The sequence below is a fragment of the Streptomyces sp. NPDC005784 genome (assembly GCF_042871525.1).
Taxonomy (GTDB): domain Bacteria; phylum Actinomycetota; class Actinomycetes; order Streptomycetales; family Streptomycetaceae; genus Streptomyces.
This window is the reverse complement of the sequence record NZ_JBIAIQ010000027.1, coordinates 9118-20999: the sequence shown is the minus strand read 5'-3', so window position 1 is coordinate 20999 and position 11882 is coordinate 9118. Positions and strand designations below refer to the sequence as shown.

8 protein-coding genes are annotated in these 11882 nt (G+C 69.9%); 7 read left to right on the top strand and 1 reads right to left on the bottom strand.

What is annotated here, in order from left to right:
* Positions 1–7: 7 nt before the first annotated feature.
* From ACFYR3_RS32115 to ACFYR3_RS32105, 3 genes are all read left to right on the top strand, one after another.
* Complete coding sequence (locus ACFYR3_RS32115; protein ID WP_389285445.1) at positions 8–3229, top strand: cytochrome P450; 3222 nt, start codon at positions 8–10, stop codon at positions 3227–3229.
* Positions 3230–3388: 159 nt separating this feature from the next.
* Entirely contained in the window at positions 3389–4435 is a 1047-nt protein-coding gene (locus ACFYR3_RS32110; RefSeq protein ID WP_355853018.1) for a zinc-binding dehydrogenase, read from the top strand.
* A 113-nt stretch (positions 4436–4548) separates the two neighbouring features.
* Positions 4549–5190 carry a TetR family transcriptional regulator gene (locus ACFYR3_RS32105; RefSeq protein WP_355853015.1) on the top strand — a complete coding sequence of 214 codons (642 nt, stop codon included), beginning with the start codon at positions 4549–4551 and terminating at the stop codon, positions 5188–5190.
* On the opposite strand, the gene ACFYR3_RS32100 is transcribed toward ACFYR3_RS32105, so the two are convergent.
* The gene (locus ACFYR3_RS32100) at positions 5176–5829 is read right to left on the bottom strand and encodes a TetR/AcrR family transcriptional regulator (protein ID WP_355853012.1); all 654 of its coding nucleotides are present in this window, start codon (positions 5827–5829) and stop codon (positions 5176–5178) included. The two genes, ACFYR3_RS32105 and ACFYR3_RS32100, sit on opposite strands and share 15 nt — an antisense overlap.
* 137 nt (positions 5830–5966) lie before the next feature.
* Here ACFYR3_RS32100 and ACFYR3_RS32095 point away from each other — a divergent pair, with 137 nt between their 5' ends.
* From ACFYR3_RS32095 to ACFYR3_RS32080, 4 genes are read left to right on the top strand one after another with little or no spacing between them, the layout of a single operon-like run.
* Positions 5967–7112 carry a VOC family protein gene (locus ACFYR3_RS32095; RefSeq protein WP_355853009.1) on the top strand — a complete coding sequence of 382 codons (1146 nt, stop codon included), beginning with the start codon at positions 5967–5969 and terminating at the stop codon, positions 7110–7112.
* Positions 7109–8068: a fumarylacetoacetate hydrolase family protein gene (locus tag ACFYR3_RS32090; RefSeq protein ID WP_355853006.1), complete on the top strand. Its 960-nt coding sequence runs from the start codon at positions 7109–7111 to the stop codon at positions 8066–8068. The genes ACFYR3_RS32095 and ACFYR3_RS32090 overlap by 4 nt, the downstream gene beginning before the upstream one ends.
* Positions 8065–9678, top strand: a complete 1614-nt coding sequence (locus ACFYR3_RS32085; RefSeq protein WP_389285441.1) for a bifunctional 3-(3-hydroxy-phenyl)propionate/3-hydroxycinnamic acid hydroxylase — start codon at positions 8065–8067, stop codon at positions 9676–9678. Before ACFYR3_RS32090 ends, ACFYR3_RS32085 begins: the two co-directional genes overlap by 4 nt.
* A 16-nt stretch (positions 9679–9694) precedes the next feature.
* A complete protein-coding gene (locus ACFYR3_RS32080; protein WP_389285439.1) occupies positions 9695–11743 on the top strand; it encodes an acetoacetate--CoA ligase in 2049 nt (682 codons plus the stop codon).
* The last annotated feature ends 139 nt before the right edge of the window (positions 11744–11882 follow it).

Below are 11882 nucleotides of genomic sequence, written 5' to 3'. Positions count from 1 at the left end.
GCAAGCCATGGCCACGCAACCCGTGACCGACCTGCGTCCCATCCGGTCACCGCGGGGGATCCCCCTCCTCGGCCACACGCCGCAGATCCCCGACACCAACCCGGTGGCGTACTTCGGTGAGCTGTCCAAGCAGTTCCCCGAGGGCATATACGCCATGGACATCGCCGGTATCGAGCAGGTCTTCGTCTACGACCCGGACCTGGTGGCCGAGGTCTGCGACGAGACCCGGTTCTTCAAGCAGATCGAGAAGACACCGCTGCACCACGTCCGGGACTTCGCCGGCGCGGGCCTTTTTACGGCCCACCAGCACGAAGAGGAATGGGGCATGGCGCACCGTGTCCTGTTGCCGGCGTTCAGCCAGCGGGCCATGAAGGCCTACTACGGGCAGATGCTGGAGATCGCCCAGAATCTGGCGGGCAAGTGGGAGCGCCGGGAGGGTCAGCCGGTCAACATCACCGATGACTACACCCGCCTGACCCTGGACACCATCGCCCTGTCGGGGTTCGGCTACCGGTTCCGGTCCTTCGACAAGGAGGAGCTGCACCCCTTCCTCAACGCGCTGCTGGGCGCACTGGTGGAGTCGCTGCGGCGCTCGCAGGAACTGCCGATGATGACCAGGTTCCGCAAGGCGGACGACAGGAAGTACCGCGACAACATCCGGCTGATGCAGGACCTGGTCGAGAGCGTGATCAAGGAGCGTCGCGGGGGGAAGAGCACCGGTGAGGAGGACCTGCTGGGTCTGATGCTGGAGGCTACCGACCCGGACACCGGCAAGCTTCTGGCCGACGACAACGTCCGCGACCAGGTGCTGACGTTCCTGATCGCCGGCCACGAGACCACCAGCGGCCTGCTCTCGTTCGCCACCTACTCGCTGATGCGCAACCCGCACGTCCTCGCCCAGGCCTACGCCGAGGTGGACCGCCTGCTGCCCGGCGACACCGTCCCGGACTACGACACGATCATGCAGCTGGACGTCATCCCGCGGATCCTGGACGAGACGCTGCGCCTGTGGGCTCCCATCCCGGCGTTCGGCAAGGCTCCGCTGGAGGACACCGTCCTCGGCGGCCGCTACCAGCTGAAGAAGGGCACGCGGGTCAACATCCTCGAGGGCCCGCTGCATACCCATCCCAAGGCGTGGGAGCGGCCGGACGAGTTCGACATCGACCGGTGGCTGCCGGAGAACCGTGCCAAGCAGCACCCGCACGCTTACAAGCCGTTCGGCAACGGCGTGCGTGCCTGCATCGGTCGGCAGTTCGCGCTCACCGAGGCCCGCCTGGCGCTTGCGCTGGTTCTGCAGAAGTTCAAGCTCTCCGACACCAACGACTACAAGATGGACGTGCGCGAGGCGCTGACGCGTAAGCCCGGCAACTTCGAACTGATCGTCCGCCGTCGTCAGGAGCACGAGCGGACCGTGTTCGGCGCCGCGGACCTGCAGACCGACGACACACAGGCGCAGGCCTCGGTCAGCGGCGTCGGGGTGAACCTCACCGTCGCCTACGGCTCGAGCCTGGGTTCGTGCGAGGACCTGGCGCGTACCATCGCCGACCGCGGCGAGCGCTCCGGCTTCGGCACCACGCTGATGAGCCTGGACGAGCTGGGTGACAACCTACCCACCGAGGGCCTGCTCGTCGTCGCCGCCGCCAGCTACAACGGCAGGGCCCCCGACAACGCCCAGCGCTTCGACGACCTGCTTGCCGCCGGGCTGCCCCCGGGCTCACTGTCCAATGTGCGGTTCGCCCTGCTGGGCGCCGGCAACACCCAGTGGGTGGCCACTTACCAGGCCTTCCCCCAGCGGATCGAGGAAGGCCTGTTGGCAGCCGGCGCCACCCCTGTCATCAAACGCGGCATCGCTGACGCCGCCGGTGACTTCGATGGCATGGCCACCCGCTGGATGAACACCCTGTGGACCACTCTGGCCGAGGAGTACGCCGCCGACACCTCCCAGGCGAGCGGCCCGCGCTACCAGGTCCAGCTGCTCACCGAGGCGGACGTGCGCCCCGCCATCGTCTCCGAGCAGGCCTACCCCCTCACGGTGGTGGCCAACGAGGAACTCGTGGCCGACGCGACCGGCCTGTGGGACTTCAGCCTCGAGCCGCCGCGCCCGTCAGCGAAGTCCATCACCATCGAACTCCCCGAGGGTGTCACCTACGACACCGGCAACCACCTGGCCGTCTTCGCCAAGAACGAGCCCGCGCTGGTAGACCGCGCCCTCGCCCGCCTCGGCGTCGACCGCGACCAGGTTCTGCGCCTGAACCAGCCGGCCGGTGGCCGCACCCACCTGCCGGTGGGCACCCCGGTCACCGCCGGTCTGCTGCTCAGCGAGTTCCTGGAGCTGCAAGATGTGGCCACCCGCTCCCAGATCCAGACGCTCGCCGAGTACACCCAGTGCCCGTGGACCCGGCCGCAGCTGCAGGCCTACACGGCCGACACCGAGGAGGCCGAAGAGCGCTACCAGAAGGAGATCCTCGGCACGCGCATCTCGGTGCTGGGCCTGCTGGAGCGCTTCCCCGCGGTCGAGCTGCCGCTGGCGGTCTTCCTCGAGATGATGGGCCCGATCCGACCCCGCTTCTACTCCATCTCCTCCGCCCCGCTGGGCAACCCGCAGCACGTACGCCTGACCGTCGGTCTGCTGGAGGGGCCGGCCCTGTCCGGCGACGGCCAGTACCACGGCACCTGCTCCTCCTACATGGCAGGCCTCGAGCCCGGTGATGTCATCTACGGCTACGTCCGTGTGCCCTCCCCGACGTTCGCCCCGCCGGCAGACCCCGCCACGCCGCTGATCCTCATCGGCCCCGGCACCGGCATCGCGCCGCTCCGCGGCTTCCTGGAGGAGCGGGCACGTCAGCACGCAAACGGCACGCAGGTCGGCCTGTCGCAGGTCTTCGTCGGCTGCCGCCACCCCGAGCACGACTACTTCTACAAGCAGGAGATGCAGGACTGGGAGCAGGCCGGCATCGCACAGATCCACACCGCCTTCTCCGCGGTGACCGGCCACCCGGCCCGGTTCGTGCAGAACGCCATAGCCAACGCCGCCGACATGGTGTGGCAGGCCATCGAGGACGGCGCGTCCATCTACGTCTGTGGTGACGGCCGCCGTATGGCACCCGCCGTCCGCGAGGCCCTCGCTGCCATCTACCGCCGGGGGACCGGCAGCGACGACGAGAGCGCCCAGCAGTGGCTCGCCCAACTCGAGGCCGACGAGCGCTACCAGCAGGACGTCTTCGCCTGACCGTCGCACGCCGCAAGGCGTGTGCCCCCGACGCCGGGAGACGTGCGGCCCCGTCCTGACACTCCGCACGCCTCCCGGCCACCACAAGCCCAGCAGATCGCACATGGCACCCAGAGGCCCGAACCACCGGGCGGTGCCGCTCGAAGAAGGCAGACCACCATGGACACCATGCTCGCCGGACGCTTCCACCTGGACAGCAGGAAGTTCGCCGTGGAAGAGGTCCCCATCCCCGTGCCCGGCCCGGGCGAGGTACTCATCGAGGTCAAGGCCGCAGGCGTCTGTCTCTCCGACGTCCACCTCCTCGACGGCTCCCTCATTCCGCTGTTCGCCACCTCAGACACGGTCACTGTCGGCCACGAGGTCTCCGGCGTGATCCACACCCTCGGCCCCGACCTCAAGCGCGGTCTTGCCCCCGGCACTCGCGTCACCCTGGAGGCCGGCAAGACCTGCGGCCAGTGCGCCGGTTGCGTGCGTCGCCGACCCTGCACCCAGATGCTCACCGCCGGCATCGACTACGACGGAGGCTGGGCCGAGTACGTGATCGCCCGCGAGGACACGCTCATCCCCATCCCCGACAGCCTCCCCTTCGACCAGGCCGCGATCATCCCCGACGCGGTGTCCACCCCCTACGCAGCCGTCGTAGCCACCGCGGGTGTCCGTCCCGCACAGTCCGTCGGCGTCTGGGGCGTGGGCGGAGTGGGCGCACACAACGTGCGCCTCGCCCGCCTGGTCGGCGCCGCCCCGATCATCGCCGTCGACCCGCTGCCCAGCGCCCGGGAGCGAGCCCTGGCCTTCGGCGCGGACCTGGCCCTGGACCCGGCCTCTCCCGACTTCGCCGACCAGGTCCGCGCGGCCACCGACGGACGAGGCCTGGACTTCGCCTTCGACTGCGCCGGTGTGCCCACCGTCCGCGAGCAGGCCGCCTCCGTGCTCGGCCTGGGCGGTTCCCTGATCCTCGTGGGCATCACGCCGCACCCGCTCACCATCAGCGAGGGCCTGACCTTCAACTACCTGAGCAAGCAGGTGCGCGGCCACTACGGCGGCTTCCCCGAGTCCGTCTCCGAGCTGGTACGGCTGAGCGCAGCCGGACGCCTCGACCTGGCCCCCTCCATCACGGACCACATTCCGCTCGTCGACGCGGCCGACGCGGTCAACCGTCTGGAGAACAAGATCGGCGACCCGATTCGCCTCATCCTCGTCCCCTGACACCTGTCAACAGGACATCAAGCCACCCTGGGCAGGGGTGTGAGGGCGCCGGTGTTTTGAGGGAGCGCCGGCGCCCACGGCTCTCGGCAGCCAGAACTCGTGGAGAGGGAGCCATGCAGACGACCGATACCCTGGGCCGCACCCCGCAGCGCAGGGATGCTCGTTCGAACCGCCGACGCATACTCGCGATCGCTCGGCAGAAACTGCGGGACGACCCCGACGCGAGTCTCGACAGCGTCGCTCTGGCGGCCGGTGTCGCGCGGCGTACCCTGTACGGACACTTTTCCAGCAGGCAGGCGCTGGTCGCCGACCTGACGCAGGAAGCAGCCCGAGCGCTTCAACAGGCGTTCGCCGCAACCCGTATCCCGGGCGTCGATCCGCTGGAGGCGATGGCGCGGATGGCCCTGGCGGCATGGGCGGCGGGCGACCAGTACCGCATGCTCGTCTCCTTGGGCCGCCGCCATCTGGGAGAGGTGGCGATCCGCGCCACTTTGGCACCAGTCCGCGAAGAGGCCATCGCGACCCTACGACGTGGTCAGCGTGCAGGCGTGTTCGCGGAGCACGTCCCTGCGCCTGTTCTCGCCCCAGCGCTGGAAGCACTGATGCTGGCCCTCGCCCAGCAGAACGAGGCGTCCACCTGGGAGGACCCCATGGGTGAGGCTGCGGCGACCGCGTTCCTCATTGCGGCCGGCGTAGCACCCCAGACAGCTGCGCTCCGGGTTCGAGCCGTTTTGCGTGAGTCAGAGGGGCGTTGACGGTTCGGCGAGGTCGGGCAGCGGGCGCCGGGTGACCTCGTGCGCGTCGTCCGGGGGAAGGCCCAGCATGCGCAGGACCATCTCGGCCAGGTCGGAGGCGGCCTCGTCGCCGTCGAGGTCGGGGCGGGCCAGCCTCAGCGCCACCAGGGACAGCAGGGTTCCGCCCAAAGCGGACACGGCCGTGGTCGGATCGGTGCTGGTGAAGCGGCCCGAGGCGATGCCGCGTTCCACGTCGCGGCGCGCTCGCGCGGACAAGCCGCTCTCGGAGTGGATGTGGGCCAGACCGCGATCGCGCAGGATCCGCATGAGTTCGGGGTGGGAGTCGGCCATCCGGCCGGTGAGCCGGAACCCTGCCGCGACGAGCTCGGCGGGGTCCTCGACCCCTTCCACATGCTCGTCGATGACTTGACCGAACTCCTCCAGCGCGTCCGCCACCGCGGCGTCGAACAGCTCCGTCTTGGACTCGAAGTGGTTGTAGAAGGAGCCGAAGCCGACGTCCGCACGCTCGGCGATCGCCTGGATGCTGGCGCTGGTGTCCCCGGTCTCCGCGAGGATCTGCCGGGCCGCACGGACGAGCGCCTGACGGGTCTCGGCGCGGCGCCGTTCGAAGCGGTTCCTGGGCAGGGCTGACGTCGGCATACGGAGAGTGTAACAACCGTCGCGATGAGTCTGCCATTACTGATGAGATTATCAATTATTTGGGTCCACTCTATTGACGATGAGTATCGGCAAAGTTGATGATTTCCTCATTACAGCAGTGTTGCTTGGAGGACACCATGTCCCACACCCCCGTCAACAGGGCCGCTCCCCAGACGCCCCACCAAGACCTCCACAGCCAGCAGGGCGCCCTGCGTGGAGATCACCCCGGACGTTCCGGGAATCCCGTGATCAAGGTGGCGGATCTGGCCTGGCTTGAGTTCGAGAAGCCGGACCTGGACCGGGCCGAGGTCTTCGCGCGTGACTTCGGGTTCGCGATCGCCGCCCGCACCGAGGGGGAGCTGTGGCTGCGAGGCAGCTTCGCGGGCTCACCCTGCATGGTCATCCGGCGGGGGCGTGCGTCCCGGTTCATCGGGCCGGCGTTCCGCGCGGCCGAGCGGGCCGACCTGGACCGGCTGGCCAGCGCCACCGGCAGTACCGTCCGGGGCATCGGCGTACCGGGCGGTGGTCAGTCGGTCGCCCTGCTCGATCCCTCGGGCCTGCCGGTCCGGGTCGTGCACTGCGCCGAGCAGCTGCCCGCCCTGCCCGAGCAGGAGCCGCTGATCCTCAACTTCGGTACCGATCACCGGCGTACGAACGCCACCCAGCGTCCACCCCGTGAGCCGTCCCGTATCCAGCGGCTGGGCCATGTGGTGCTGGAGACACGGGTGTTCGCCCGCACTCTGGACTGGTACCTGGACACCCTCGGGATGATCGTGTCCGACTTCCTGTTCCTCGACGGGCAGCGCGGGCGCGGCCCAACGATGGCATTCATCCGGTGCGACCAGGGGAGCGTAGCCGTCGATCACCACACGCTGGCCCTGCACCTTGGGCCCGGAACCGGCTACGTCCACTCGGCCTACCAGGTCACCGACCTCGACACGATCGCCGCCGGTGGGGAGTATCTCGCCGAGCGCGGCTACAAGCGCAGCTGGGGCATCGGCCGACACATCCAGGGCAGTCAGCTCTTCGACTACTGGCGCGACCCCGACCACTTCATGCTGGAGCACTTCGCCGACGGTGACCTGTTCTCCTGCGATCTGGAGCCTGGCTGGGCGCCGATGTCGGCGAGCGGCCTGGCCCAGTGGGGCCCGCCGGTCACCCGCGACTTCCTGGGCGCCAACCCGTCCCCCGCCAAGCTGCGCGAGGTCATGACGGCCCTGCGTGGCGACAACGAACTCGACCCCGCACGCCTGCTGGGCCTGATGAAAGCGATGAGCTCATGAGCACCAACGTTCTGCGCACCACTGGGGGAGAAGCCGAGAGTGGGGGACGCTGGTGGGTCGTCCGGGACGAACGCGCCGTCCGCATCGAGACCAAGGCCGTCACCACCGCCGAACTGCTCGCCGACCGGGACGCGGTCCGCAAGGCCGCCGCCTCCGCCGAGACCGGCACGCCCGTCGCCGACCTGGTGGCGTTGCCTCCGATCACCACCCCATGCCGGGTGGTCGCCCAGATGGTCAACTACCGAAGCCACGCCAAGGATTCGGGCTTCACCGGCGACATCCCGCCCACCTTCTTCCGCAAAGCCTCCGGCTCGGTCAGCGGCCCCCATGACACGATCATCCGCCCCGCACACGTGAAGTTTCTCGACTACGAGGTGGAACTCGGCCTCGTCATGGGTGCCCCCTTGCCGGTGGGCACCGTCGTGGAGGAGCGGGACCTGCCGTCATACGTTGCTGGGCTGGTCCTCACCAACGACGTCAGCGCCCGCGACGTCCAGCTGACCAAGACCCAGTTCTACGAGAGCAAGTCCTACCCAACCTTCACACCGACGGGGCCGTACCTGGCCCTGCTGGAGCCCGAGGACTTCGACCGTCTGCTCGACCTGAGGCTGCGGCTGTCGGTCAACGGCGTGTCACGCCAGGACCGCACGCTTGCCGACATGATCGTGCGGCCCGCACAGGCGCTCACCCTGCTCGCCCGTTTCCAGACCCTCGTCCCGGGCGACCTGCTGCTGACCGGCACTCCCGGCGGAACGGCCCTGAAGGCCCCGCCCAAGCCGGCCGAGAAGATCGGTGCGCTGCTGCCGCCCGCACTGAAGTGGAAGGCGTTCTTCAAGGGCCAGGCCAAGAACCCGCGTTACCTGCGCAAGGGTGATCTCATCACGGCCACGATCGCCACCGCGGACGGGCGGATCGACCTCGGCGAGCAGCAGACCCCCGTTACGGACGCATCATGAAGAGGGCATCCTCGAGACCAGTGGTGATCATCGGTGCGGGACCCGTCGGGGTCATGGCTGCCCTCATGCTCGCCCAGCGCGGCGTGCCCAGCCTCGTCCTGGAACGCCACCATGGCATCTACCACCTGCCGCGTGCCGTCGTCGTGGATGACGAAATCCGCCGAGCCCTGCAGAGTGTCGGCGTCCACGAGGAGTTCGCCGCCCTCGCCCGCCCGGCGCGCGGACTACGGCTGCTCGATGCCGAGCACCGCGTGATCGCCGAGTTCCCGCGCTCCTCGCACGGACACCACGGCTTCCCGGAGACCAGCATGTTCGACCAGCCCGAGCTGGAACGCCTGCTGCGCGACGCCCTGGCGCGCCGCCCGGAGTGCCAGCTGCAGGTCGGGGTGGAGGTCGTGTCCGTCACCCAGGCCACCGACGGGCCGAACGATCCGACGGGTCCGGTCCGGGTCACCTTCCGCCGCGACGGCAGCGACGAGGAGGAGCACGTGTGGGCCGATGCAGTCCTCGGCTGCGACGGCGCGGGCAGCCTCACCCGTGACTCCATCGGCGCCGTGCTGGAGGACCTGCACTTCCAGGAGAGCTGGAGAGTCATCGACGTGCGCACCACCCGCCAGGTGCGCAGCTGGGAAGGCGCCGAGCAGATCTGCTGCCCCAACCGGCCGGCCACCTTCATGCGCCTCGGCGAGGACCGCTACCGCTGGGAGTTCCGGCTGCCCGAGGATCAAAACCTGGACGGCCCGGACGGGCAGGAGCGCCTGCGCGAGCTGGTCGCCCCCTGGGTGGACCTGCCGCCCGACGCCGCCTCGCCGCCCGACGACTTCGAGGTGATCCGGCAGGCCCAGTACACCTTCCGGGCCCGCCTCGCCGACCGGTGGCGTCAGGGGCGCGTCTTCCTGCTGGGCGACGCCGCCCACCTCACCCCGCCCTTCGTCGGGCAGGGCCTGTGTGCGGGCTTGCGCGACGCACAGAACCTCACCTGGAAACTCGCCCGCGTGCTCCAACAGGGCGCACACGAGGGGCTACTGGACACCTACGAACGCGAGCGCAAGCCGCACGCCCGCCACGTGATCCGCGTCGCGGTCGCCGTCGGCTGGGCCATGACCGGCGGACAGGACCGCAGTGCGGCGCTCCGCCGGGCCGTCGTGGGCACGGCCTGTCGCATCCCCGGCGTGACCGCGGCGGTGAGCCGTGACCTCAGCCCCGCCCTGACCGCCGGTCCACTCGTACGACGCCGCCCCAGGCTGACCGGCCGCGTGCTGGCCGGCACCTTCTGCCCGCAGCCCTGGGTGCGGCACGACGGCAGGCGAGTGCGCCTCGACGAGGTCCTCGGGGACTCCTTCGCCATCCTGACGGCTGTGCCGGCCACATCGCAGATGACGGCCGTGGCCACGGCACTGGGCGCCCCGACGATCCACGTCGACGACCTGAGCGACGACGGCACCCTGGCCGCCTGGCTGGCACGCGGCCGGTCGGACGCCGTCCTGCTGCGCCCCGACCGCGTCGTGATGGACACCGTCCCGGCCGGCACCGGCGACTTCACGGACACCGTCGCCTGGGCCCCCCTGCTGCACACGGCCCGCCGTACCACCGACGCCCGGCCCGCCTGACGAGGAGCACCACACCATGACCACCCCGCAACCCGCGCCGTATCCGGAACCCTTCTTCACTCCCGACCCGAAGTCCGCCGCCCACAGCCGCATTGCGGACTTCGCCCGATGGGCGGCCCAGCACCGGGGCGCAGAAGGGATCCAGGACCCCACGGACTACCGAACCCTGTACCAGTGGTCCATCACCGACCTCGAAGGGTTCTGGGCCGCGGTGTGGGACTACTACGACATCGACGCGACGACTCCGTACGAGGAGGTGCTGGCCGAGGGGACCATGCCCGGCGCTCGCTGGTTCCCCGGCGCCACCCTCAACTACGCCCATCACGCGCTGCGCCACCTGCAGCCCGACGCTCCCGCGATCACCGCCCTGGACGAGACCGGAGCGGGCTATGAGATCACGGGCCGGGAGCTGCGCGCCCGGGTCGCCTCCGTAGCTGCCAGCCTGCGCGACCTGGGCGTCGGACAGGGCGACCGGGTGGTGGGCTATCTGCCCAACATCCCGCACGCCGTCATCGCCTTCCTCGCCACCGCAAGCCTGGGTGCGGTGTGGTCGGTGTGCGGGCAGGACTACGCACCCAAGGCCGCCGCCGATCGCTTTGCCCAGCTCGAACCCACGGTTCTGATCACCGCGGACGGTTACCTCTTCAACGGCACCACCCACGACCGCCGCGCCGCCTCGCTCGAACTCGCCGCCGCCCTGCCGACGCTGAAGGCCACGGTGCTCGTGGACCACGTGGGCCTTGGCCGGGCTGAGGACAGGCACACCAGGTTGACGGTGCCCTGGGAGGACGCGGCCACCCGCGTCGCGTACCTCACCATCGCCCCGGTGCCGTTCGACCACCCTCTGTGGGTTGTCTTCTCCTCCGGTACCACCGGACTGCCCAAGGGCATCGTCCACGGGCACGGCGGGGTCCTGCTCGAACACCTCAAGGCCCTCGGCCTGCACACCGATCTGGGTACCGGGGACCGCCTGCTGTGGTACACCACCACCCACTGGATGATGTGGAACCTGGTCGTCTCCACCTTGCTGACCGGTGCCACCACCTGCACCTACGACGGCAGCCCGGCACCGCAGACGCGTCCGGACCTCCTGTGGGAGCTGGCGGCCCGCCACAAGGTCACCGTCTTCGGCACCAGCCCGCAATACCTGCTGGCCATGGCCAAGCTGGGCATCGAACCCTCCGCACACGACCTGTCGGCCGTCCGCGTCATCGGCTGCACCGGCTCCGCCCTGCCCGCCTCCGCCTACCCCTGGGTCCGCGACCACGTGGGCGCAGGCATCCAGCTGGCCTCCACCAGCGGCGGCACGGACGTTGTCTCCGGCTTCGCCGGCAGCGCCTCCACGACCCCCGTCTGGGCGGGGGAGCTGTCCGCCCCCAACCTGGGTGTGGCCCTGGCTGCGTACGGCGCCGACGGCACCCCTGTCCTCGACCAGGTCGGCGAACTGGTCGTCACCCGCCCCATGCCGTCCATGCCGCTGCACTTCTGGAACGACGCCGACGGCAGCCGCTATCACGACGCCTACTTCGGCGCCTACCCGGGCGTGTGGCGGCACGGCGACTGGATCACTTGCACCTCGCACGGCTCGGTGATCGTCCACGGTCGCTCCGACGCCACCCTCAACCGCAACGGCGTGCGCCTGGGCAGTGCCGACATCCATGACGTCGTCGAACGCCTCCCCGAGATCACCGAGGCCCTTGTCATCGGCGCGGAGGAACCCGACGGCGGCTACTGGATGCCGCTCTTCGTGGTCCTCGCCGACGGGGTCCGCCTGGACGATTCCCTGCGCGAGAAGATCCGCGAAACCATCCGCGCCGGCGCCTCACCCCGCCACGTCCCCGACGAGATCATCGCCGTACCGGCTCTCCCGCACACCAAGACCGGCAAGAAGCTCGAGGTTCCCGTCAAGCGCCTGCTCCAGGGTGTCCCCGCCGAGCAGGTCCTGAACCCCGCGGCGGTCGACAACCCCGACCTGCTCGCCTATTTCGCCCGCCTGGGCGCGGAGCGGAACGAGCGCTCAGCCAGACCACGCATGAGTCGGCCACGGAACCACAGCCCCGCGTGACAGCACGAGTCCTTGTGCCCCGTCGGCTCCGCAAACCCCGTCCCCACAGTGTGGTGGGGGGGGGGGGGGCGCGCCCCCCCCCCCCCCCCCCCCCCCCCCCCAACAACCAAACAACCCCCCCCCCGCGACGCACCCGCCC